Genomic DNA, 24,045 nt, shown 5'->3' with positions numbered 1-24,045 from the left:
GGTAGGAAAAAATGCCGAAAATACTGAGTGAAGAGCGGGTTGTTGAATATTCAACAGAGTTTAAAGTTAGAGTGGTAGCTCTCACTAATCAACTGAAAGTAGATACGACCACTATCGCCAATATTATTGGTTTGCATCCAGTAATGGTGTATAGATGGCGACAGGAAAGTAGAGAAGGCAAGCTGGTCGAGAAGCCCAGTCGTAGAATAAGTATGACAAAGGCAACGAAAACTCTGTCTCAAACTGATGACAAAGAGATAAGACGTCTAAAAAAGCAGGTTGAGAAATTGCAAAAGGAGAATGATTTCCTAAAAAAGTGGGAAATGTACCTGAAAGATCCAAAGCTGAAAGATTCTCGTTCATAGCTCTTAATCGATCGGACTTTGGTGTCAGGTACTTATGTAGATACTTGAATGTTTCACCCCAAGGGTTTTATAAGTGGCTCAACCGTGATGAGAGCACTCGAGACATAGAAAATAGGCGAATTCTAGGGTGTATCGAAGCTATCTATGCGCAGCATGATGGTAATTATGGAAGTCCAAGAATTAGCGCAGAGCTGAAAGCTAATGGTGAACGAATAAATCACAAGCGCGTTGAACGCCTTATGAGAGAGGCTGGAATCGTGGGGAAAGCTGGAAGGATCTATCGTCGACACCCTTTGCCTGGAAATCCTTGCATTAAGGTTGAAAATTTACAAAGAGAGCATGGTATGCCGAGTAAACCAGACTCTCAATGGGCTGGTGATGTAACCTATCTGAAGATCAATGGGCAATGGCAATATTTAGCTGTGATTATCGATCTTTACTCCCGGAAAGTGTTGGGTTGGGAGCTATCGGATACTCGATCCGTTGAGCTAACACTGTCAGCGCTAAATAAAGCTGTCCGTCGCAGAAATATAGAATCAGATCTAATATTTCACAGCGACCGAGGTTCTGAGTATGGTGCTTATGCATACCAAAACCGACTCAAAGAACTGGGTATTGAGCCGAGCATGAACCGTCCAGGATTTATGAATGATAATGTGTATGTAGAATCATTTTTTCAAACACTGAAAACTGAGAGTTTCAAAGGGTTTAATTTCGAGTCCGTTAAGGAGCTAAGAGCTAACTTAGCTTGGTATCTTGATAGGTACTATAATTTTAAAAGAAGACATGGTTCACTTGGGTTCAAAAGCCCAGATGAATATGAAAGAATGGCCGCATAAGATGAATATAAGGTGGCGTCTACTTTAAGGGGGGAGACTTCGTTCTCTCACTTCGCCGATTGTGATGTATATGATTATGGTGTATGTCAATTGCTCTTGAAGAATTAATCTTGATTCCCGAAAAGGGCCAAGCAAAGAACTCTTTGTTGTCAATTTCAACAGAAGAAGATGACGTTACTCGTATACCATCAGCATCTCTATTACCACAATCATCTGTTTCGATCCCCGCAAATGGCCCTTTAAATCTAAGACCTGTAATCCTGATGTCGGATCTATCACCTAAATTGAAAAACCCCCTCTTACTCATTTCATCTGTAAAAAGAAGTCCTCCAGAAGCTCCATCCTGTCCCCTGCCAGAAGCAAGTGTAACTCCGCTAGGAATATCTAAATCCCAGTATCCTGTTAAATCTATTTCTGCGTTATCACTGACATATACAATTTGACCAGCGGAAGCCTGAGCCAAAGCATTCTGAAGCTCTTCTCTTGTAGAAACAATATAGTTCGCCTGGTTTACTGAAACCCAACTACCATACAATTCTCCCCCACCCTTTCTTTTCAAATCAAACTCACTTGAGTAGAGTAAGGACTGAGAAAAAACACCCCCTGAGAAAAACACAAGCACTAAAAATAAAGAAAGTTTAAACCTGATGGCCATTTATTTATACCTTTAAAAAATATTCACTTAAAAGTTAACACCAATACGCTCACAAAATTCAATATATTTTTAACACCCACTAGTCAAGCCAGTTAATTCGATTTCAGTATATTTAATAACTCTCGCTTGGGACAAATTGGTACACAAATGCAAATTACCAAAACAGACAAACCAATGTTTGTACCAATTTTTACTCCAATATCATCAAGCAGACTTGATCAATATTTATAAAGGATAGGCATATTAGAAATAGACAGTCTATCAACTCACAAATTAACATGTAGAATATTTAGACACAAAAAACTCAGGTGAGGGAGCTGGTTTTTTTTGTAAACAGAAAAACTGCGTACTAGGGAATTTATACCTACTCAGGACAAAGCTGTCAGCATGCGGCCTTAAGCCGCCCTCTGTACTCTTACACAACTTCAGAAACAGGTCCTAAAGTTCTTGCGGGTAAAGGGTCCAAACTCCTCTGCAAGCGCTTCCAAATTTTTATCCACTTCCTATCCCAACTCTTTTTGTCACATCGTAGAATTGTCCGCGCATGACCCTAGTCTATTAATCGCCCATTCGCATCACTCAACGTACACGCATTAATGCAAAATAGTGCCAACTAGCTAAATCTCTCTGAAAGGTACAGCTCTTCCCATTGGTCGAATTCACTCATCAAGTATCGTAGTAGTACCACCCGCTCTTTGAGTCGGTTAGCTTCCGCCTTATCCGGGAACGCCTTGTCTATGGCTTTTCCGAATAGGTCGGATATAGCTAAAATCATTAATAGCTCCATACCGTAGGGCGCGAATGCTCGCCAGAAATTGAACTAAGGTCATCCAAATGAATAGACCGCTCTTTGATTAGCCCTTTCTGCTTCGCTCCTATACCGGTGAACCCCTCTCCTAAGGAAATTCTTATAAGCTTATGCGCCCCGCTCACAGCTACAGAAACATCAACAGCCTGGCCGGTGGCATGGGCCATAGTGGCATTTAATCTGACGTTATGAGCTGGACAGCGGTAACCGGAATTAATAATCATTGGTTTGCCATAACGCTCTCTGACTCGAATCAAGCGTCTGAGTGTTTCATCTTTAAAATGATTTTTGCCACAGCAATGACAAGCCATTTCCCTGTTTAGGAAGTAGTCATTATTGAACATTGAATTACCAGAAATAAAAAAGCTCGCATTAAGCGAGCCTTAAGAATTTAGCTTTTGGTCAGGACTTATAGAGAGAATATTTTTCTACAATAGTCAAACATTGAGGAAGTCAAAAGATCATAACAGGTCATTCACAAAAGCTAGTTACAACAACATACTGCAGCTCCAGGAATCACCTAATGATAGCAGTTTCGCTCGCAATGGAAGTCTAATACTGTAAAGCAAATCTTAACTAAATCGCGATGGAAAACTTGTTATCACTGGGTAATTGTTCCTACATTACCATTTCCTATCTGAACTACTACAGCGGTTTGACCAACTCCAGCTTGGTTAATTGTATGGCTATTACCAATTCCTAATTGAGTGGTAGAAGCAACACTAAGTACTGCGGATGGCTGGGTAATATCTGCATCATTCATAGAACCTATTTGAGTGATAGATCCACTGGTTTCTAAAGTTGTACTTTGATTAATGTTCGCGTCATTCATAACCCCCACTTGATTGGTCAAGGCGCTACTATCGGCAACAAAAATTTGGAAAGGTCTAGCCTCATTCATAGACCCTACTTGATTCGAACTAATAGAGCCTTCTGTACCTGACTGAGATATACCAATACTATTCATGACGCCTAATTGATTAAGCGAGATTGTATTTTCTGTACCCCCCTGGGAAATTCCGACAACATTCATTACACCTATTTGATTTATAAAATTATGAACTGATGTGATCGTACCCTGGCCAATACCAACTGCATTCATAGAACCTATTTGATTAATTGAAGTACTACTTGCTGCGGCGGTATTTTGGCCGTTTCCTGCAATATTCATGGTACCTAACTGGTTGATAGTGCTACTGCTTGAAGTAACCATATTTTGAAAAACGTTAGCTTCATTCATAGCGCCCAATTGATTGACCAGGGCCCCACTTCCAGTAACCTCATTCTGATCAGTGCCAGCCATATTCATGGAACCAAACTGGTTAACAAACGCAGTACTATCAATAGCTTCAAGTTGGCCCACTTCTCCAATATTCATTTGACCCACTTGATTCATGGAAGCAACACTTCCAGCAACTCCATTCCCTTGGCTGAGAATAGCTTCATTTGTGGAGCCCAACTGATTAATAAAAGCACTACTCGCCATCGCTCCAATTTGGGTAATACTGGCCCAATTCGTAGAACCTACTTGGTTGATTGAAGCACTGCTTTCGCTAACCGCTATTTGGCCAAGGCTAGCTCCATTCATATCACCGAATTGATTGATCAAGGCAATACTTGCCATGACTGGACCCGATTGAGCTAGGCTAGCTTGATTCATAGATCCCAGTTGATTGATCAAAGCGATACTTTCAAAGGTAAGAATTTGAGCCAAGAAAGACACATTCATTGAGCCAACTTGGTTAGAACTCGCAAAACTGGTTTCAACATCACGCTGGCCAACAAATGCTTGGTTCGATGATCCTACTTGACCTACCAATGCAGCACTTAGAGAGATATTGCCTTGCTCTGCAAAGCCTTCATTTGATTGCCCCAGCTGCACTATTGAGATGCTACTAAGAGAGGTGTCATTAATCTGGGACGAACTAGAAAAGTTTAACTCACCATTCTGTAGATGTGTTGCTTCACTGCTATTGGTACCAGCATTTTGCGCGGCAACTGATTCATTAGAGGTACCAATTTGAGTCTGAACTATTAAGTTATTTTGGGTCGTTAGGCCTGATTGATCTGTATTGGCTAGATTGCCGCCACCAACTTGAATCAATATTGCGGTATTGTCATCTGAAATAACATTTGTACTTAATGTCATCAATGTGATTGCAGCAAATGCAATTAATGCCTTCACAAGTAGCTCCTTTACTTAATTGATACGCTCTGAGTGACCTAGGCAAGTGCTTATCCAAATTCACACTTAACAACCAAGATCATATTTGCCATAGCTTTCAATAATCGCATATTCACTTTTGTTTATTTACATTTATCGCGGAAATCAATAGAGAGATTCTGACATCTGATTAGTCAATATCATGTCTACAGATGCATGAGTTTTTAACCGCTTAAGCTTTTAGCAAAAGTTAGATAATTTCCATGAGATGAAATAGCTAAATCTCTAGGAATAAAGTTTGTAAAGTCATCTGTTAATTTTTATGACAAGGGAAATATCTTATTTCCTCCTAAAATTAGAAGCGGACAGGTTGTCCAAAATGAAGCCAAGTACAAAGTTCACCGAGAGATGAAAATAAAGCCCCAGAAACGAAAAAACCCGGCTATAGTAGCCGGGTTACTTTTCAACAGAGACAAAGAGTTAAAACTGAATACTGATTTTGGCCACTTAAGTTAGCACCGATAAAAATATTTACTTAACCACTCTACTCTCAATTCATATAGACAGAGGTGATGGAATTATAGGTAACTCCCCCTAGACTCACACATTCACCAGCAATTATATCTACCTTTCTTCCTGTCACTTTAGCAGACAGAATCATGGAATACATTTCTTTAGCTATATCACTTTCGCTGAAAAACAATATCGGAACATCTGTATTAGTGCATGTCGTACCGCTCATGGTTACGCCGTAAACAAGAAGTCTACTCATTCCACTACTATTTATAAGTTGAATATTATTATCAGATATATCCACAAATCCACTACTCGCAGCAGCGACTTCAAGAGAGAACAAAAAACCAAATACGACTAATGCTAATTTTTTCATCCAAAGCTCAATCAATAATTATTAAGATAAATTTTTAAGGATATCATCGACCGATCTAATATTTCTTAAATACAGTCATAGACAGAAGGCCCTCATTCATCCATGACCCATGATCGGGATATAAAAAACCCGGCTGGGAAGGCCGGGTTTCCTGCAAAGCAGAAAAACTGCGTGCTAGGGAATTTATACCCCCTCAGGACAAAGCTGTCAACAAGCGGCTTTAAGCCGCCCTCTGTACTCCTGCACAACCTCAGAAATAGGCCCTAAAGCTCTTGCGGGTAATGGGTCCAAACGCCGCTGTAGGCGCTTCCAAATTTTTACCCACTCCCTATCCCAACGCTTTTTGTCACATCCTAAAATTGTCCGCGCATGGCCTAGGTCTATTAATCGACCATTTACATCGCGCAGTGCACACGCATTAATACAAAATAGCGCCAGCTGGATAACCTTTTCTCTTGGGTGCGGCTCCCCCCACTGGTCAAACTCAGACATCAAGTATTGCAATAGTGCCGCTCGCTCTTTGACTCTTGAGGCTGGCGGGGCGTAGGCGGCCATGCCCCAGCAGTAGGCTAGTGGATCACTTGCTCGCAGCTTGGCGACTACATCTTGAATCAAGCCCTTTTCGCAGGCATCCATGATACGGTTGCTGCTGTCCTTGGCTCCGGGGGTTTCTTTCGCAACTAGTGCTGGGGCTGCAACCCGGCAAATAACTTGGTTGGCCCTGCCCTGTACCTCTCCGCGAATTACAACTTTTCGCCCTCTCCCAGCTGAGGAAACCGTACTTCTGCCGCCCATGGCTTCATAATCAAATGCAGCTGTGGAGCTATCAAAGGCGTCGTGCCACGCTTGTCTAGCACTATCGAATCTCATGTCATGCCCCCCAAGCAATTATCAAGCAACCAAAAACCAGCCAAGCGTCCCATCATGCTGCCTTCGGCATGCTCTCGAAATAATCCTGAAACCGCCTTTCAGCCGCGTGCAAATTATCTCGGTGATACGTGCCGAGGTAATTTATATGCCCCTGGTTTATCCAGAATTGGGTAACCACCGTATTCGCGAACACGACTTCCACAAGGTGAGCGTACTTAGTGCGGAATACGGCTAGGGGGCTGCTGGGGTTGGTTGTGGAAATCCTTGCGATGGCTTCTGGGATGGTGACTGTGCACATGGTGAGCTCTCCTTGGTGATTGGGTTTTACCAGTTGGTATCCGTTGCGATTTCGACTGCGCTGAGACTCCGTGTTCGCTGTTGCCCTGACCCCCGGGGTTGGGGTGCGAAGTACTTCTCGCGTTTTAGCCAGTTGCGCCAGGTGGCGAGCCAATCGAGTTTTACGCCCCGCTGGCCGGGTTGGGATATCCAGTAATCGCGGAAGCTTTCGGCAATGTCGTGGATTCGGGGGATCAGGTCTGGGCGGAGGCGTTGGGCTTCGGTGCGGAATTTGTCCGCGAGAACCCAGTTTCCAGGCAAGCGTATGCCGCGTTTGGGGTTGGCGCGTTTTGGAACTGTGCCTCTCTCTACTGGTTTCTTATTGGTTCTTACTGGTTCTATAGAGAAGGGCGTGTTGTCATTTTCACCGGTTGGGTGCACAGATTTCACCGGTTCGTGTTTTATTTTCACCGGTGAAATCATTGCATCGGTTTACGTGTAAAAAGAGATCATAATTGGTTCTGCGCTCGTTGGATTTTTCGGCGCTCAGGTAGCCCAGTTCTTCCAGCTCTTCGATGGCATTGATCACTGAACGTTTCGTGCATTGCGCAACGTCGGCCTGGTACGCATTGCCCGTGTCACACTGCCCGGTATCACTGTTATGGCAATCGGCCAACGCGATTAAAACCAGCTTTGCTGTTGGTGTTCTGGTCCTGCGTTTAATAGCCCATGCCGCAGCTTCAAAGCTCACCACCCACCTCCTGTATAGTTTTCCATATAGCGCACCGAATTACCGCCCTACTCCACAAGCAGCAGAATCACCATGTCGCAACAGAGGGATTTGAAAATGATTGTTCTTCAGGTTTTACCAGCAAACTTATGCCCAGTTAGCTTGCTCACTGGATATCAACACTTACTTGGTCGCCCAAAGGACCAAATATATCAGGGCGCAGGCGAGCACGGGTAACAACCAGCTGGGTACCTAGCTCGATTTTTTTACAGAGTTTCGGAGGTATCGCCCTCTTACCGGTGCCGGCAGTGGACCTGGTGAGCTAGGTATCAAGGAGGAAAGCAATGTTACGCAAGGACCACGAACCCAAGGAAGAATTCCACTGATTAGCTGGGTGCAGGCGGGAGCATTTTGTGAAGCCGTAGACCTACTAGAGCCAGGGGAAGCCGAAGCTTGGCTGCCCTACTCCGCTGCTCACTCAGACCGCGCTTTCGCATTACGAGCAAATAGCGATAGCATGACTAGCCCCTACGCAGGCCAGCGCTCTTATCCAGAAGGGACAATCATTTTTGTCGACCCCTACAAACCTCTGACCAATGGCTGCCGAGTTATCGCCAAAATAAATGGTGAGGTCACCTTCAAAGGCTATACAGAAGATATGGGCCATATTTATCTACGACCCATCAACCCAACCTACTCCCCGATGGAAGTTACAGGCAAAGATATATCCTTTTGTGGCGTAATTATTGGCTCCTACACACCTGAGTAGGACACAAAAAAGCCCGCAGTAGCGGGCCTTTTTGAATGCTGATAATCACATCAGAATCTTTTTGACCATCTCAACTTCAATAACACCGCGAGAGACACAGTTCAAAGTGAGATCTTGAGCCGGCTTCCCCGGTAAGTATTCGCCCTGAATATTTGAGCGAACAATCACATCCCTATCATCAACAACCACATTAAAGGCGACTTCTGTCTTGGTGTAATTATCCTCTAAATAATCTCTGCCCTCGTTAGCACCACAATTGGCCTGCTCCGGCGTAAGTTTCCAGTTTTTTAGGGATGTAGAGATATAACCCGCCTCTAAATCAGAGGACAAAATCTGAAACCCATCCCGCAACAAAGCTTGCCTCGCCTTACTCAATACTTCTTGCTTTGTTGAAAGGTGCTCTAAAGCAAAGTACTCACTAATAATCATTGGCGTCTCGTTCGTTGCATTACAACCACCAAGGCCAGCCGCCAGCAGAACTCCTACTACTGCATATCTTAGTTTTTTCATTCTTATCCTCCGTGATAAGCGCTCGCTGAGCATATCAAGGAGAGGAGCTTTTAAAAAATTAACCTTCGGCTACTGTGGTTGTTAACCAAGGACAGGGCATCAAAATACAAACAGCATGCAACCTAAGGTCACTAGCGCCAAGCTGAAGCGCTTACACATCGCGCCCGCGGCCTCTCCAACAAAGAGACCGCCGAAGCTATGCAGTGCTCTGTAGCCAATGTCACCAACTTGTTGACGGAATGCTTTTACAAACTGCATGCTCGCAACAGTACTAAAGCGGTGGCCAAGGCGGTAAAGCACGGATTAACTCAGTTCGCTCTGATCGCCTCAGTTTTCAGCGGTATTGGTAAGGGTGCACAAGAGCAATTACGCACCCGTATCCAACGCCGCCCCACTATTCGAACACTCCGCATCCGCAATAACCGCGAGGGAATCGTATGACCGCCAAAGTCTATGTACTCCAACAGCCCTAACTCAACGCGATATAACACACCCCAGTGGTTATACCAGGCCAATCGTTGCCTCAAGCCATAAAGACCACCACACACAGCCAAAACCTGCGTTGGCTCGACCTCCGCAGGGTGATGATTGGCCTCCGTTTGGAGGTGATGCGGCATGAGTAGTTTCAGCCCAATACAGAGTGTGGATACCCTACTCACCGTAGCCAACGGCTACTCCGGCGCTAGCGCGATAGCTGCACAGGTATTGCTTTCAGCCTGGAATAGCAATGATTTCACGGTCCCCGTTGCCGAACTCGCTCTACTGGATGGGGATAACGATCAGCACGCACTCAACTTAATTACAGGTAAAGACCCCCAAAACGTCATTGCGTAAGGCGAGAAAAAGTTTCGCACCCTTTGCGTCGAGTGGTCTCACCTTGAAACCCAAAGGAAGGGAGCAGCGTGAACCAGGCCCAGCAGCTCCCAAGAATACGCTGCCCTCTCTGTGGAAAACTCGCAGAGCCAGTATTTAACGGGAAGCTGTTATTACGCGGCTGGGCTTGCCAGCTCTGCAAGCACTGGGAGCCGGCAATAGGCCGGTTCAAGAAAGTGGTAGGCACAGGCCATGAATGAATTCTCCCAGCTGTTGCAAATCACCCAAGACCTGATGGCCACAGTAGAAACCCAGCAGTTACAAATAAACGGCATGCGCGAGCAGATAGCCGCGCACTCTGAAGCTACCCAAGGTCAGCCCCCAAAACAAACTGTGAATAACCAGGAGGCAGTGTGAAAAAGGAAAAACTATTCGCAATCACTTTATCGGCCAAGTCCAACAAAGTGTATCACTGTAAATTTATACAAAATTAGAGTTTTGGGCCGAAGCTAATTACCAGTTAGAAGTCGCTTAGCCTGTTTACCCCCAAAGGAATTGGCGGACTTAATATGAACTTAAATTTCAGGCACAAAAAAACCCGCTGCTTGAGCGGGTTTTTTGTCGTTGATTTACAACGATAATTTGGTGGAGCTAAGCGGGATCGAACCGCTGACCTCAACACTGCCAGTCTTCCGCACACAAAAATGTAACGCTATAATTTTATATGAAAAAACACTGGTTTCAATACTCAATGTCTAGCCCGCCAAACACAAGATACATTTTGACATCAGGGAAAACAGGCTTATTCGCACTCAAGTCGCCACCTTCGGAAAATATCCTACCCAGTCGTATAGGCTGGCGATGTCATCTCCCATTTCTTCCGGATACCCCCCAGGAAAAGAGTCCCCCTGCAAAAGTTTAGATGGTTTCTGAAAATAGTTTTATTACCAATTTCGGCTGGAAGATGTTTGATGTGCTTCTTAGCTGCTGAACGATTCCCAAATATTGTTTCTTTTGTAATACCAAAGCATTAAAGGTATCTCTATTGCAGCATATGTGAATAATGTAAACCAAAACCAGTTCAGCTTAAAAAACAAGGCATTAAATTCTTGCCCTGAATTCCAGAACAAGGTACCAGCTATTATTATCGATATGCCTGGTGCAAAAATATCACTAATTGCTAGTTTATTCCCATCTGCCCCTGCTAACTTAGGATAAATCATGAAATATGCAATAAGCACGATGACTAGATTTAGAAGGATGACGATTAGTTCTGGTTCTTTCATGATTCGATTTTCTTTTTCTAGGTAACGCCGCCATAAACGGGTGCCGGAGCAACGCGGAGGTAGTCCAGTGGAGGCCACGTACTTTTTGGCCAGAGTGAATCTAATGGCTTTGTATGGATTTGCCGGAGACACCATACTTTGAGTACTACTGACATTAGGCTAAAAATTAATCTTTCCATCTTTACCCAAAATTAAATCATCAAGTAACTGATCTTTTAATGATTGATTCTTTCTCTCTTTATCAATATTTCGTTGTTCCAACATTCTAGCCCGAGGTGTTTTGCCTAGATCCTGTGCAGCCTCACTGTTTTTAGGAGTGTTTATATATGAATCATCAGACCAAAGATCAGCATGGAGAAGATCCTCTTGGCTTGCACAACCTACCCCACAAACAACCATAAAAAAGGCCATTATAAAAATAACTTTATTACTCATAATCCTCAAAAATCTACTCGATTCATAACGCTTTGCTAAACGGCAGCCAGAACGCTGTGTAGGCTGTCCGGTGGAGTTAGAATTTGACGAATTTTAGCTACCACTAGAGACATGCTTTCTCCCCGTCATTCTTCAGAATCTCTTCCATCAATAAGTTGATTAATTGATTATGTGCATCGGCCCAATTCGGGTTATCTGTTGTTTCAATTATCTTAACTAGATTGCTCTTTATCCTGCTCAGAAAATCACTATCCATATTTTTCATTTTCGAGTTAAGAATAACAGCTCGTAGGTTTTCAGCTAAGTATTCCAAGTATTCCACATCACCAACCTGACCAAATATTTTTGAATATAAAAAATAACGATCAATATATTCATTTTTACAAAAGAGAATTGGATCTGCCAGCATATACAAGTGAAAATCTGACCACATCCATATCTTTTCACTGAATTCCTTTGATTCCTGTTCATTAAATTGATTTAGAACATACTCAATATAAGGAGCGTGACCATTCTCCCACGTACCACAATCATCATCTTTGTGCTCAGAGATATATTCTCCCAATGAGAACACAGGACCTTCAGATACCATTTCGTAACTACCTAGAGAGCTCTAACGCCTTGTTAAGCGGCAAACTTTTGTGCAGTGCGACAGCAATGCATAAAAGGCTGTCCGGTGGAGGTCACGCTTTTTTGTGGCCGGAACGCACTTGAGTAATTTGTTAAGTTTACCATGTGCCAAACATCATTAAGACTGGGACTAATGCGAATCTAGTGATGAATACTGGGTACATCAAGTCCTCCCAATCTTCATCTGTTGTAAACTTCATAGTTGCAAGTAAAGCTGCTAGCGATATGATTCCTGCACCATTATTAGGTATTAACGCTGCACACAACCCTGCAACAACACTTGCTAGAATTGGTTGCCACAATTTAAATTCAACCTTGAATAGTTTTAATGTAAGACACAGAATCACCGATCCTGCTACTGCATAAACTAAACCAATTACTATTGGGTCCATTATTACTCCTGAAACTTAACGTCGCGGTAAGCTGCAGCTATGTAGTTGATTGTGTTGTGGCAGCGTAGCGACCGCCACATAAACAAGCGACGGAATAGCCGTCAGTCTTGATCGCCTTGTTGGGTGCATTTTTCGGAACTAAGCCAAACCATAGCATTATAGGTAGGCTGATTGCCGTTTTTACGAATTGTAAACTTCTCGAAGCTGGCCGATGTAATGCGCTCGCACCTCGACTTGAGTGATGCGTTAATTCGTGTGACCAAGCTTGTTGACATCAACGCCTCTTGAAAGGCTGCGCGTAAGGAGACCACCTTAGGATTGTGCATATTTCCAGCCGACGCTAAGGCTTCATTGTGAAGTTCTGGATATTTTGATACTAGGAAATTATGCAGCTCCTTTTGCATTTTAACATCCTCCCCCGATGGGAATGTTCGAAAGTGCTTTAGCCAAACGTCATCAGGAACAAGAGCGATTGCTTCTGAGAGTGAACGCTCTCCCTGATGTGTATCGGAAACCGTAGCCCAGCCATACTCGCTAATATATGTACTCCAGCCAGTACTTTCACCGAATAGTACAGGTGAAAAAATAAGGCTTAAAAGTAATACGAAGATTCTCATATGTACGAGCACCTAACGCCTGGCGCAACGGCGAAGCACGTAGTGCTGAGTCCGGCACGCGCAGCGTGCGAATTGCCGCCATTTGTTAAATGCTTTACTGTGATTCATTTGGACTAATTTCTGCTTTAAACTGCCGAAACATTTCTTCCGGTGTTTTTCCATACACAGACAAGAATGCATTACCAAATTTCTCTCCATTTTCTATAGCCCGAAGTAACTTTATACCCCCTCGTGGGTGAATAAACTCATAGAATAGCGATGCTTGGCGATAGTCCATATGCTGCTGCGTCCAAGCATCTTCGGAGGGCGGATAATTCAGTGGCCAGCGTGTGCTAAAAAGTGCCCCTTTGTCTGCCGCAACGATATGGTTCCCTGAACGAATAGAAGTTAGGGCCTGCTCTTTACTGACACGAGTAGCACCGCCACCTTTAGACGCAAAGGTTGCTAAACCGTCGTGATACCACTGAGGTATAAATGTGGCTTTGAATATTGAGACCTGCTGGAATAAGTGTAGGTGCGACAACTCATGCGCCAGCCAAATGGGATAGTCCTCGTTTGAAATCACATAGGATGAGAGGAATAGGCCGTTTGAAGTTACAGCAGCAAGAATACTCCCTTTTAAACCAGTGTATGAGTTAAAGCATTCTCGCGTATCGCAAATATGGACGATTACCTTTTTCGAGAAAGGCTTGTCATGCACACGCTCAATTAGTTTTATTTGATCATCTAGGATTTTTTGAACGAGTAGGGCATTTTCCTCCATGCCTGGCTTGAACAAAATGCGCTCATCAGCAGCTAACTTGCTAAATTCATCCTCTACGGGTGAATGACCCTCTAGCGGAGAAAAATTATCGCAACCCGTAGATAGGACAAGAACTAGCATGGCGAAACATGTATAACAGCATTTCCTCCATAAACTTTGTAAAAGAGGCATTTTCTCAATCCTGTTTGCTTGGCAGAAAAAGAGCGAACGGTATTGCAGTTGGGCCAAAAAGCCCTCCCAAGATAACCCATAAAACTCGATTTAGATTCCTTTTCCGTGCGATTGCTAGGCAAACGACCATGCACACAAGGCTCAATACAAATAGGATACTAACCATTTCATAATCTCTACGTGGTTGGTTCAGACATTTAACGCCGCCGGCAGGGGCAGCTTACCCTGCGTACGATTTGTGCAAAAATGAGAGTGAGGCGACCTGCGCAAAACGTGCACAGGGTAAGCTGTCCCACGGAGGGCCGAAGGCCCGGAGTAAATTGCCCGGCATTGTTATGCATGGCCGCTACACCACCAGCTTCCGTCCCGCCAAAATTATGGCAACAAAAAGCCCAAGGTAGTACGCACTCCACAAATTGAACTGCCTATCGCGTAACTTCTGGATAATACCAAACAATAGGAAAATGGAAGGTATAAGAGTGAAGTTCATTACAAGGCCAAATATTGCAGGTAAAACTGCTTGCTCATTTTGAACAATGGCAATTGGTGTAAGTGAAACTAGTACACCGACTATAGCCAACGCAATTGCGATTTCCTTAGGAAATTTCTTCTTCACTTGTATCTCTGATGTATTCACTTGAATTCTCTAAGATGCATAACGCCTTGCCCACAGGCAGCTGAAACGCAGTGTAGAAGCCTCCCCCCTTAAAGTAGACGCCACCTTATATTCATCTTATGCGGCCATTCTTTCATATTCATCTGGGCTTTTGAACCCAAGTGAACCATGTCTTCTTTTAAAGTTATAGTACCTATCAAGATACCAAGATAAGTTAGTTCTTAGCTCCTCAACGGATTCAAAATTAAACCCTTTGAAACTCTCAGTTTTCAGTGTTTGAAAAAATGATTCTACATACACATTATCATTCATAAATCCTGGACGGTTCATGCTCGGCTCAATACCCAGTTCTTTGAGTCGGTTTTGGTATGCATAAGCACCGTACTCAGAACCTCGGTCGCTGTGAAATATTAGATCTGATTCTATATTTCTGCGACGGACAGCTTTATTTAGCGCTGACAGTGTTAGCTCAACGGATCGAGTATCCGACAGCTCCCAACCCAACACTTTCCGGGAGTAAAGATCGATAATCACAGCTAAATATTGCCATTGCCCATTGATCTTCAGATAGGTTACATCACCAGCCCATTGAGAGTCTGGTTTACTCGGCATACCATTCTCTCTTTGTAAATTTTCAACCTTAATGCAAGGATTTCCAGGCAAAGGGTGTCGACGATAGATCCTTCCAGCTTTCCCCACGATTCCAGCCTCTCTCATAAGGCGTTCAACGCGCTTGTGATTTATTCGTTCACCATTAGCTTTCAGCTCTGCGCTAATTCTTGGACTTCCATAATTACCATCATGCTGCGCATAGATAGCTTCGATACACCCAAGAATTCGTCTATTTTCTATGTCTCGAGTGCTCTCATCACGGTTGAGCCACTTATAAAACCCTTGGGGTGAAACATTCAAGTATCTACATAAGTACCTGACACCAAAGTCCGATCGATTAAGAGCTATGAACGAGAATCTTTCAGCTTTGGATCTTTCAGGTACATTTCCCACTTTTTTAGGAAATCATTCTCCTTTTGCAATTTCTCAACCTGCTTTTTTAGACGTCTTATCTCTTTGTCATCAGTTTGAGACTGAGTTTTCGTTGTCTTGGTCATACTTATTCTACGGCTGGGCTTCTCGACCAGCTTGCCTTCTCTACTTTCCTGTCGCCATCTATACACCATTACTGGATGCAAACCAATAATATTGGCGATAGTGGTCGTATCTACTTTCAGTTGATTAGTGAGAGCTACCACTCTAACTTTGAACTCTGTTGAATATTCAACAACCCGCTCTTCACTCAGTATTTTCGGCATTTTCTCCTACCCTATTCAAAAGGTAGGCGTCTACTCAATGGGGGAAGGTTTCGTAGGCTGTCCAGCCCCAAAGGGGCGATTGTGCGGCAACTTGTTAGCCATGCATGCAAATTTCTGCAATATTCTGCGCCTTTTCTATGCTGATACCATTAATAAAGTCATGATAAAACTCATGCTCAGCTTTATGTAAACACAGTGTTGGTCTTGAACCTTCGCTTTGTGGGTTTACATCTGTTGCTAAAGAATGAGTGCTTTCATAATAAGGAAGTTCACTGCAGAACCAACCAAAGTAACCTTTACCAGTATCTGGTTCGTCCCAAGTCTCAATATAATGATTGAAGCTTTGTTCACTTAAAGATACCCATACACCCCACATGAATGGGTCTGCTACACCGTGAATAGGTATTTCTATTATTACTCTTGCAAAATAATGTGTGCCATCTTCATCTGTGTAATAGCAAAGGTCATCGCTGATCTTTCCTTTCTCTTTTATTTCATCTGGTTGTGACAGCCACGGATCAGGAGCTTTGAAACCAAAGCTTGGAGAGCCTTCGTGGACTTCACCGCAGCATGAACATGTAAAGCTAAATATTCCTGACATATCTCTAATTCTTTATTCGGCTAACGCCGCAATCAGCCGCGGCTTACTTTGTGTGCTTGTTGCACGAAAATGGGAACGCAGCGACCGTGCAAAAAGTGCACAAAGTAAGACGTCGGCTGCATTGCATTGTTATGGCCTGCTCTGCCTCTGCGGGACGGAGTATGCGACACCACGGCATTCCATATACTGATTGCAAATACCAACTGCTGATTTTCCACACGCCTCAACAACGACACCGTTACCACCCAGGCTGTGAGTTCTGATTTTCAAATCATTAACTAAAGCACTCTTGCTCGGCTTTGGTTGATCTATTCTTTCTTGGCAATACGAAGCCTCAACAAAACCCAATGTAATGGCATCATATTTGGAAATTTCAGTGGGCGAATATTCTTCTACGATTGCAGTTTTTAGCCTACTTTGTGCATAGGGTCCCACATTTGTATTGAATGTCATGCCGCTACATGCAGTTAAGAACACGGCGGAAATTATTATAAATATCTTCATTCTTGGCTCCTGCCATAACAGTTTATTAAAGAGCCAGTGGCTCACTATCCATTTGGCCACTATTTCTGGGAGGGAGCTTCCAAGCTCCGCAGAAAAGCCTTTATTTACAGCAGGTTACAAACTATTGTCTAAATAACAACCAGAGATAGTGAGCCAGTGGCTCAAGTCGCCTGGTTCGACCTCCCGCTCTTGAACACATTTTACCCATAATTAAATCAATAAGTTAGGAGGAAATTTCTGTAGATGTCAGCCATGGCTCTATAATTCGAGCTTTCGCACCGGCGGCACACCCTCTCCACTACTGAAAACCACAGCCAGTATCACCCGCTCGGAATCGCCATAGCCGCAATCGAGTTATGCACAGCTAAACGGTTGGCCACTTCGACAATACAACTAGCCACTAAATCAGCAGCATGATCGGCGACGTTTACCGGCTGGCCTGCATCGGTCTGCAGAGTCTTGGTGGTTACATAAACGCTGGACATTAGATCGCCGGCACCATCAGTTTGTACTGTGTTTTGGTTGTCGATTACGGCAATCGTACATTTAAGTACGGCAGCAGCCTGAGCATCGCTATTAGCGGGCTCTGTGGCCTGAGTTACCGCTGCGCGCACAATAGTGCCGGCACTGTGGCCATCATCGATGGTGTAGGCGAACTGCCAGGCCTCCAGGCCTGGCACTGTAATCGGGGAAAAGCTGGGCATTATCTATTCCTTTGCTTAATCAGATTTATGTACGCCGTTATGGGTGATGATGCGGTGCTGGGGATCAACGCCAGCAGCGTAGCTCTTACCACCTACAGAGACCTTGTACACGGTGTGCAGGCCAGCGCATTCGACCCGCTCGACACGCTCCCAGGTGAGCGGGTCTTCTTCATGCAAAACCCCCAGCTCAACGCCCTGGCAGTGCTGCGCCTCGTATACTTGGCCTGCACGGTCGGTGACGGGGGTTTCACGGCTGCAAATTACCTGGGCACCGCTTGTTGTGGTGAGCAATACACAGGGTATTTCTGGCTCTGCATCTACCGCACCAATAATGGGGCTTAGATGGGTTTCCTCGTCGCCGGTATCCCAGCAGTCGATCAGGTTCCCGCTTTCGCAGTTGTCTGCAAGTAAACCCTCGCGCAGCCAAGTGCCTGCAGCAACGCACCAGGGATCTCTAGGGAACGTAGTGCCTCCGCCATTGCTCGGGGTTGTAATAGTGCCTATACCTCGGCGCCAGGTGCTGGCAGCCAGCTGGTAAATGTTCGTGGTCGCGTAATAGGTAACAGCGCCGCCCTGAGTACCCGGATCATCGCAGTAGACGTAGTACTTAGTGTTGAAGGACAACCCAGTAATGCTGCCGGCGTTGTAATTAACAGTGCCGAAACCAAACTGCACCGAGTGCGTGGCAATCGTGATTTTTGCGGTACTGCCATCATCTGAGGCGGACAGCGCCGAACTGGTTGGCAAGCTGGCAATACCAGATTGAATCATCGGCAGATTGCGCTGGTCCTGCACTTCCACCACATCGATTTTTATATAATCGACAAGGGTAGCGCCTATTTTAGCTGAGTAATTAGCATAAAAAATCGGAGTGATAAAACGCACATTCGCCTGCATCTTGGCGGGGCTACCAATATGGTTTCCCCCTCTTATGGCACTGTAGCTACCATTACCACTCGAGTTGCCTTTGACATAGGCCACCAGCGTCTGCCAGCTCTGCCCCGCAAGATTTAGATTGGCTGCCACCATGTAATGCTGACTACTGAATGTTTCGGCACCGCTGGTATTACAGAGCTTTCCCGCCCCATCGTACCCGGCCAGGCCGATATACATAGTGCGGCTAGTATCATCGCTGTTATACACATATACCCGAGTTTCAATCCGGTACAGCTTACTGGGATCAAAGGGAATTTTCTCAGCATGGTACATCGACACACCATTAGTCAGGCAGGCCGCGCCGCCGCCAAGCTGTAGATAACCGCTTTGGTAAAAAGTCTGGGTACCGGTACCCCACATTTTCCAATACTGCGGATAATTGCTATCAGAAAAATCCTCTAAAAAGGTATTCCGCATTGAGCGGATTTGCGCGCGCTCCTGTGCGGTAGCGCCGACTGTGGCACCGTCTTCGGGTTTATTGTCTCCATAAATTTCTTCCCACTTTGCGCGGGATCCGGCAATCTGATCAATCTTAATCAGCACCTTTTGCCGTGTGCTGTATACCGCCTGCCATTTGGCTTTCCAGGTGGTGCGATCAATGCTGGTGACTGTTGAGGTATTGCTCAAACCTGCACCGCTAAGATAACTGGAGAGTGCTGTTATTGCGCCGCTGTAGTTGGTTTTCTCAGTGGTAATCCCGTAGCTATTGGCTTGCCCTTCGATATCGCCCTGCTCTACCAGGATCTGGTTGTATTCGCGCACCGCGGTTAATTTCTCGGTGGGGTGCAGTTTGCCATCTGCGGCAATATTGTTGAGGTCTAACAGGGCGGCGGTAGCATCCGTCTGCGCTTCAGCGGCTGCGTTTGCTGCGGCCTCGGCTTTGGCATCCGCTGCAGACACGCCCAACAATGCCTCGGGGTCACCACTACCGCCGAGGGTAACCACAATGCCTCCGTAACTACCGCCATCTGCGGCGTTAGACCAGATAGAGATTTCATTGGCACCAGCTTGAAGAGTGACTGGGAAGGAATACCACTGGGCTGTATCATTCGGCCCACTCATGATTCCGACCTGGACACCATTCAAACCAACACGGGGACCACCCTCGGCATCATAGGCCAGTACATGGATAAAGCCTTGGCCAGCAGTGGCATTAAAAGAATACTTAGTGCCGCCGGCATAGTTGGTATTGGTGGGCCAAAGTAACCCGGTGGGGCGGCCATCCCACTGAAACTGCAGCGTGGCCCCGACCATGCCCGCCTCCCGCGCCTGCTGGGCGATAGCGTTAAGCAGAACCTGGCGTGCGCTGTACACCGCTTCCCAGTTGGCATTCCAAATAGTGCGGCTGATCGAAGTGCTGGCTGCAGTGTCGTTCCAGGTTGGAGACAGCCCCCCCAAGTAACTAGTGAGGGCTGCCAGGTTGCCGGTGTAATTGCCTTTTTCGATCACCAGGCCAGCACCATCGGCTTGGGCTTTAATGCCCGTTTGTTCTGCCAACAGTTGCGCGTACTCGCGAATCACAATGAGCTTTTCGTTTTGATGTAAAACACCATCGGCGGCAATGTTATCCAGGTCTGCCAATGCGGCATCAGCGTCGGCCTGTGCGGCTTCGGCCTTGTCGATCGCCTGCTGTACTTCAGGATCTAGCGCGGGGTCTTCATAGTCGGTATAGGGTATGCGTGACTTGGGTATAAACATCAGGCGCGCGGCATTAGTGCCCAAACAAGTACTACCCTGCCCTGCATTACCGGGACTATCCGGGCTCTCCCCATAACATGCGATTATTTTGCTGTTACTGAGGATTGGCATGGGGTTTTGAGTACCGTCTATCAACAGCACTATGCCGCCAGGGGCACCACCGCCGCCACTGCCTCCAGGCACCTGAATTACATTGCTATCGCCAGTAGTACCGGGGCTGCCATCTTCACCGGAGTTTTCTATTTTGCCACCGACACCAATGGCGATACCCCGCGCAATTACAACAATACCCGCACCGCCCTTGCCACCTAAACCACCCCGCCCACTGGGCTCGTAACTTCCATCAAAGGAATAGAAAGACGAGTGGCCACCGCGAGCTCCACCAGATCCAGATAGATCTTCTGGGAAGCCTAGTAAATCTCCACCGTTATTCTCGATATTAAGGGGCGGCATGACTTCATTGCGGCCTCTGACAGTTTTCCCCCAAGCCCCTCGGGCCGTTCCTCGGTTGACTACTGTCCGAGCATCTTTTAACTGGCCAGCACCGCCATAGCAGGAGCCGAGAAAACCGGCTGAGGAATTGCTGGGTACACCACGCAGACTTCCGTCGATCTGCAGAACTCCGCGCACACGCAGCTCAATATTGCCACTCACAGAAAGTGTGCGTCCTACAGGAATCGTAAGATCACCCGGGTAGTAATAAATTGCTCGGCTATCGGCATTACCAGCCAGGGTGCCATCAGCAGTTAAAAAGCCGCTGGAGTCGATACTCAAACTACCCGTCATGGCCGCACCTTCAGCGCTGTACCAGGCATCCGGTAATTCTGCGCTAGTACTATCAGCCTGATCGGCAATCATGCCCGCGGGCTGGTAGCTGCCGAATAGATCCACGGATACTGCCCCGCTCACCTGATCGATACTGATGCGTTGCACTTCCATAGCGCGGTCTAGGCTGTACTCATCGAGGCCCAGCGCTGGCAACAGGCGAATATAGTCCATGTCATAGCTGTAGTCTGCGCTGTGGTCGTGACCAATATCGAAACGAATTAAAGAAACTTGGTTGCCGGTCCAGTCGCTAACTTGGGACAGATTAAGCACCAACTCCTGCCACTCCCCTTTGGCCCCATTTAGGCGCTCAATCAGGTCCAGTATTTCCGCAGTGCCAGCCGAAAAATAGCTGCTGCTCTCGGTATGTTTAAAAAACAACTTGCTGCCGGTGCCCGCTGCTATGGGTTCTTCGCTGGTACGGCGCACACGCAATTTAATAAAAGGTAGATCCGCCCCTAAAAAAGTGGGCGCAAAACTGCGAGTGATCCAGGGGTTTTCACCTTTTACTGTTACCGAAAGGACACCATTGCTAATGCTGGAAGTGGTGATGCCATCGCGGGGGATCCAGCCTTCGCTGTCACGACCAAAATTAAAATCGTAGGGCCTATCTCCGCGAATAGAGTGATCGCGCAATTGCGGCAGACTCACCCGTACAATATCCCCCACTTCCAGGTCGTTATTGCTGGGCAGTAATCCCAGACGCAGACTGAGGGGTGGGCCGGCGAAACGATCGCGCAGGGCATCGAAAGTGTTTTTAATCGTGGTATAGGTGTGACGGGAATTGTGCAGGCCGCGAAACTTCAAGCTGTGTTGCTTCGCTTCGCCATGCACGGCGACAGAGTCCACATCAATTAAACTATTCGAGCGCAGGAATTTGCCATCAAAGCCCGGCTGTTCAAACCAGCTCCACTGCACCGAGAAGATATTGCGCACCCCGGCCAGGTTGTATTTGAGCTCGCCTAGGCTTTTCACATCATCGGGGCCTATGGTGGCTACTGTGCCGGATTCAGCCAGCACCCCAGCCATACGGCGAAAGCCCAGCTGACCTGCCGCATTAACTGGCATAAAAGCACCGAGCAGTAGATTGATTTCGGTCTCGATAAACTTCTTGCCGTCGGTTTTTTCCAGGCCATCGAAGCGTAGGATCTTGCCTTTGCTGTTGTCGCTGGGCTTGTACCAGTCGGCGCCGATGTTTTGGAATTCATCCAGCACCACAAAGGCAGGATCTATGCCCAAGTGCCAATTACTCGGCAATACGTTATTGGAGCCCAATACAATGCCGGTCAACAGTGCATAGGCCAGCTGCGGGCCTGGGCCTTCCAGGTAAATAAATTCTTCAACTTCTACGCCGCTTTCGTTATCGCTGTCTTCAGGCAGGGCATGGTCGCGGGCAAAGGTGCCGAACAGGCCGCGCGTACAGTTGGTAAAGCTACTGCTCGTTTTGCCGGTTGCGCGCACAATCTCGAAACCGTCCTGATATTTAATCTTCAGGTAATACACGGATTGGCCAGGGGCATCACCATAGGCAATAGTGTGCGGATTGGCTTCAAAGCTGCTGGTATCGAATACCTGTAAGGTGGTATCCGCTTTGGCAAAATTGGCGGCCAGGCGCGTGCTGTTGGGCACAAAAATATCGCGGCGCATCTCCCGCTGGATATCTCTGCAGCGTACCCGGTACACGCCCTCAGCATAGGAAATGGATTCCTCGGCAATCTGGGTTTGCTCTAAACGAAAATCCGCCCAGTCGAGACCGGCAAAGCCCTGATATAAGCGCACCGTGCGGCCTTTGATACCGTTGCCCTGCTCCAACTCGTCGCGTAGCACATAGGATAGCTGGCCACCAATATCTACTACCTCAAACGAGATAGCGCCGATCTGCGCCAGGCCCTGCTCGGGAATTAATTTTTGGCTGGTAGCACTGCACTTTTTTAAGGTGCCCAGAATCGCGTTTAACGGCAGGCCGGGAATATCGTTGTGGCTGGTAATGTAGAGTGGCAGATCGTAGCCGATTTCGATGACCAAACGCAGCTCACGCTGAGCCCCCCGGTTGTACCGGTCAAAAGTTTCTGAGTTGTTGCGCATGATTAATCTATGACTACAGTGATAGTGAAAGAAAAAAGTCGCTTGGTAGACTATGTACAAGAGCTAGCTTTTACTGAACAGCTGGGAGCACAGCTACAATCAAGGTACGAGACATCACCTGAGCAATTCAAATTGCTTGAAAGAGGTGTTTATATCGATAAGAACGAGGATCCCAATTCAGAAAGGAAATCCTTGGGGAAATTCACAGGTGAGTTATCGAAAAGCTAAAGTATAGCTGCATTGAGGATAAGCCATAAATCACCTGTTGGGACTGTGGTCATATAAGGAACACTTAAGAAAATTCGTATTCGCTGTAAGAAATCACCACTACCAAGCTATCTTAATAGTGGTGTGCATATCTCACTTACTGTCTCTCTAGAGTGACATATTGGATTGAACAGCTCTGTGATCCATCAACAATTCTTATATTTATCTTTTTTCCTGCCATTTGCGCAGCCAGTAGCGTGGCATATATAGCATCGGCACCTACCTGATTTTTATCTAAAGTCGTATACACCCCTGCTTCCGCGCTACAATTTAACAGCTTCTCATCACCACTAGTTCCAACATATGTGATATTACCAGTGGTTACGTAAAGCTTATCAATATCAACAGCTACGCATTGCCCCCCTGCACACTCTGCAAAGGTAACACCACTGATAGAAGACAACATAAGAATAGAAAGTAATTTTTTCATTTTGAGTCCAATTTTTGATATCGATCTTTGTTCAAAATATAGTAAAAAACGGTTTGAGCAGCTCAATCAGATGGTGCTTAAAACTTG

Annotated in this window: 28 protein-coding genes and 1 pseudogene; 6 read left to right on the top strand and 23 right to left on the bottom strand. The window is 46.0% G+C overall.

What is annotated here, in order from left to right:
• Positions 1–11: 11 nt before the first annotated feature.
• The gene (locus tag ACJJJB_RS01695) at positions 12–365 is read left to right on the top strand and encodes a transposase (RefSeq protein WP_445365605.1); all 354 of its coding nucleotides are present in this window, start codon (positions 12–14) and stop codon (positions 363–365) included.
• On the top strand, positions 317–1,204 hold the full coding sequence (locus ACJJJB_RS01690) for an IS3 family transposase (RefSeq protein ID WP_445365604.1): 888 nt from the start codon (positions 317–319) through the stop codon (positions 1,202–1,204). Before ACJJJB_RS01695 ends, ACJJJB_RS01690 begins: the two co-directional genes overlap by 49 nt.
• A gap of 19 nt (positions 1,205–1,223) precedes the next feature.
• On the opposite strand, the gene ACJJJB_RS01685 is transcribed toward ACJJJB_RS01690, so the two are convergent.
• From ACJJJB_RS01685 to ACJJJB_RS01650, 8 genes are all read right to left on the bottom strand, one after another.
• Entirely contained in the window at positions 1,224–1,859 is a 636-nt protein-coding gene (locus ACJJJB_RS01685; RefSeq protein WP_445365603.1) for a right-handed parallel beta-helix repeat-containing protein, read from the bottom strand.
• 613 nt (positions 1,860–2,472) lie between these two features.
• Positions 2,473–2,634, bottom strand: a complete 162-nt coding sequence (locus tag ACJJJB_RS01680) for a hypothetical protein (protein ID WP_445365602.1) — start codon at positions 2,632–2,634, stop codon at positions 2,473–2,475.
• Positions 2,634–3,011, bottom strand: coding sequence for a D-Ala-D-Ala carboxypeptidase family metallohydrolase (locus ACJJJB_RS01675; RefSeq protein ID WP_445365601.1), 378 nt, complete (start codon positions 3,009–3,011; stop codon positions 2,634–2,636). Before ACJJJB_RS01675 ends, ACJJJB_RS01680 begins: the two co-directional genes overlap by 1 nt.
• Before the next feature lie 257 nt (positions 3,012–3,268).
• The gene (locus tag ACJJJB_RS01670) at positions 3,269–4,852 is read right to left on the bottom strand and encodes a hypothetical protein (protein ID WP_445365600.1); all 1,584 of its coding nucleotides are present in this window, start codon (positions 4,850–4,852) and stop codon (positions 3,269–3,271) included.
• A gap of 529 nt (positions 4,853–5,381) precedes the next feature.
• On the bottom strand, positions 5,382–5,720 hold the full coding sequence (locus ACJJJB_RS01665) for a hypothetical protein (RefSeq protein WP_445365599.1): 339 nt from the start codon (positions 5,718–5,720) through the stop codon (positions 5,382–5,384).
• Between the two features lie 207 nt (positions 5,721–5,927).
• Positions 5,928–6,590, bottom strand: a complete 663-nt coding sequence (locus tag ACJJJB_RS01660; protein ID WP_445365598.1) for a hypothetical protein — start codon at positions 6,588–6,590, stop codon at positions 5,928–5,930.
• Between the two features lie 324 nt (positions 6,591–6,914).
• Positions 6,915–7,307 carry a hypothetical protein gene (locus ACJJJB_RS01655; RefSeq protein ID WP_445365597.1) on the bottom strand — a complete coding sequence of 131 codons (393 nt, stop codon included), beginning with the start codon at positions 7,305–7,307 and terminating at the stop codon, positions 6,915–6,917.
• Entirely contained in the window at positions 7,291–7,617 is a 327-nt protein-coding gene (locus tag ACJJJB_RS01650) for a helix-turn-helix domain-containing protein (RefSeq protein ID WP_445365596.1), read from the bottom strand. Before ACJJJB_RS01650 ends, ACJJJB_RS01655 begins: the two co-directional genes overlap by 17 nt.
• Positions 7,618–7,924: 307 nt before the next feature.
• Here ACJJJB_RS01650 and ACJJJB_RS01645 point away from each other — a divergent pair, with 307 nt between their 5' ends.
• Entirely contained in the window at positions 7,925–8,365 is a 441-nt protein-coding gene (locus ACJJJB_RS01645) for a LexA family protein (RefSeq protein ID WP_445366254.1), read from the top strand.
• Positions 8,366–8,410: 45 nt separating this feature from the next.
• Here the strand turns inward: ACJJJB_RS01645 and ACJJJB_RS01640 are convergent, their stop codons facing one another.
• Positions 8,411–8,875 carry a hypothetical protein gene (locus ACJJJB_RS01640; protein WP_445365595.1) on the bottom strand — a complete coding sequence of 155 codons (465 nt, stop codon included), beginning with the start codon at positions 8,873–8,875 and terminating at the stop codon, positions 8,411–8,413.
• A gap of 195 nt (positions 8,876–9,070) precedes the next feature.
• On the opposite strand from ACJJJB_RS01640, the pseudogene ACJJJB_RS01635 reads away from it, so the two are divergent.
• The 3 genes and pseudogenes from ACJJJB_RS01635 to ACJJJB_RS01625 form a co-directional block, all read left to right on the top strand.
• Positions 9,071–9,316 (top strand): annotated as a pseudogene (locus tag ACJJJB_RS01635) (DNA-binding response regulator); the annotation flags it as partial.
• Between the two features lie 174 nt (positions 9,317–9,490).
• Positions 9,491–9,709, top strand: coding sequence for a DUF7673 family protein (locus tag ACJJJB_RS01630; protein ID WP_445365594.1), 219 nt, complete (start codon positions 9,491–9,493; stop codon positions 9,707–9,709).
• A 231-nt stretch (positions 9,710–9,940) separates the two neighbouring features.
• Positions 9,941–10,105 carry a hypothetical protein gene (locus ACJJJB_RS01625; protein ID WP_445365593.1) on the top strand — a complete coding sequence of 55 codons (165 nt, stop codon included), beginning with the start codon at positions 9,941–9,943 and terminating at the stop codon, positions 10,103–10,105.
• Positions 10,106–10,668: 563 nt separating this feature from the next.
• On the opposite strand, the gene ACJJJB_RS01620 is transcribed toward ACJJJB_RS01625, so the two are convergent.
• The 14 genes from ACJJJB_RS01620 to ACJJJB_RS01555 form a co-directional block, all read right to left on the bottom strand.
• Complete coding sequence (locus ACJJJB_RS01620; protein WP_445365592.1) at positions 10,669–10,974, bottom strand: hypothetical protein; 306 nt, start codon at positions 10,972–10,974, stop codon at positions 10,669–10,671.
• A gap of 159 nt (positions 10,975–11,133) precedes the next feature.
• On the bottom strand, positions 11,134–11,409 hold the full coding sequence (locus ACJJJB_RS01615; protein ID WP_020412085.1) for a hypothetical protein: 276 nt from the start codon (positions 11,407–11,409) through the stop codon (positions 11,134–11,136).
• A gap of 103 nt (positions 11,410–11,512) precedes the next feature.
• Positions 11,513–12,001 carry a hypothetical protein gene (locus ACJJJB_RS01610; protein ID WP_020412084.1) on the bottom strand — a complete coding sequence of 163 codons (489 nt, stop codon included), beginning with the start codon at positions 11,999–12,001 and terminating at the stop codon, positions 11,513–11,515.
• A gap of 136 nt (positions 12,002–12,137) precedes the next feature.
• Positions 12,138–12,431, bottom strand: a complete 294-nt coding sequence (locus ACJJJB_RS01605) for a hypothetical protein (protein WP_445365591.1) — start codon at positions 12,429–12,431, stop codon at positions 12,138–12,140.
• A gap of 101 nt (positions 12,432–12,532) precedes the next feature.
• Positions 12,533–13,048 (bottom strand): hypothetical protein, encoded by a 516-nt coding sequence (locus ACJJJB_RS01600; RefSeq protein ID WP_445365590.1) that lies wholly within the window; start codon positions 13,046–13,048, stop codon positions 12,533–12,535.
• Between the two features lie 94 nt (positions 13,049–13,142).
• On the bottom strand, positions 13,143–14,039 hold the full coding sequence (locus ACJJJB_RS01595; protein WP_157533268.1) for a hypothetical protein: 897 nt from the start codon (positions 14,037–14,039) through the stop codon (positions 13,143–13,145).
• Between the two features lie 289 nt (positions 14,040–14,328).
• Positions 14,329–14,598: a hypothetical protein gene (locus ACJJJB_RS01590; protein ID WP_282953159.1), complete on the bottom strand. Its 270-nt coding sequence runs from the start codon at positions 14,596–14,598 to the stop codon at positions 14,329–14,331.
• Between the two features lie 117 nt (positions 14,599–14,715).
• Complete coding sequence (locus tag ACJJJB_RS01585) at positions 14,716–15,603, bottom strand: IS3 family transposase (protein WP_445365039.1); 888 nt, start codon at positions 15,601–15,603, stop codon at positions 14,716–14,718.
• Entirely contained in the window at positions 15,555–15,908 is a 354-nt protein-coding gene (locus ACJJJB_RS01580) for a transposase (protein WP_445365040.1), read from the bottom strand. The genes ACJJJB_RS01585 and ACJJJB_RS01580 overlap by 49 nt, the downstream gene beginning before the upstream one ends.
• A 94-nt stretch (positions 15,909–16,002) precedes the next feature.
• Positions 16,003–16,509, bottom strand: coding sequence for a DUF2199 domain-containing protein (locus tag ACJJJB_RS01575; protein WP_445365589.1), 507 nt, complete (start codon positions 16,507–16,509; stop codon positions 16,003–16,005).
• Between the two features lie 129 nt (positions 16,510–16,638).
• On the bottom strand, positions 16,639–17,013 hold the full coding sequence (locus ACJJJB_RS01570; RefSeq protein ID WP_445365588.1) for a hypothetical protein: 375 nt from the start codon (positions 17,011–17,013) through the stop codon (positions 16,639–16,641).
• A gap of 320 nt (positions 17,014–17,333) precedes the next feature.
• Entirely contained in the window at positions 17,334–17,717 is a 384-nt protein-coding gene (locus tag ACJJJB_RS01565; RefSeq protein WP_445365587.1) for a hypothetical protein, read from the bottom strand.
• 15 nt (positions 17,718–17,732) lie between these two features.
• Positions 17,733–23,261, bottom strand: coding sequence for a hypothetical protein (locus tag ACJJJB_RS01560; RefSeq protein WP_445365586.1), 5,529 nt, complete (start codon positions 23,259–23,261; stop codon positions 17,733–17,735).
• Positions 23,262–23,625: 364 nt separating this feature from the next.
• On the bottom strand, positions 23,626–23,958 hold the full coding sequence (locus ACJJJB_RS01555) for a hypothetical protein (protein WP_353377255.1): 333 nt from the start codon (positions 23,956–23,958) through the stop codon (positions 23,626–23,628).
• Positions 23,959–24,045 lie beyond the last annotated feature (87 nt).

The organism is Microbulbifer variabilis, assembly GCF_052468405.1.
This window is presented reverse-complemented; position numbering and strand designations above follow the sequence as displayed.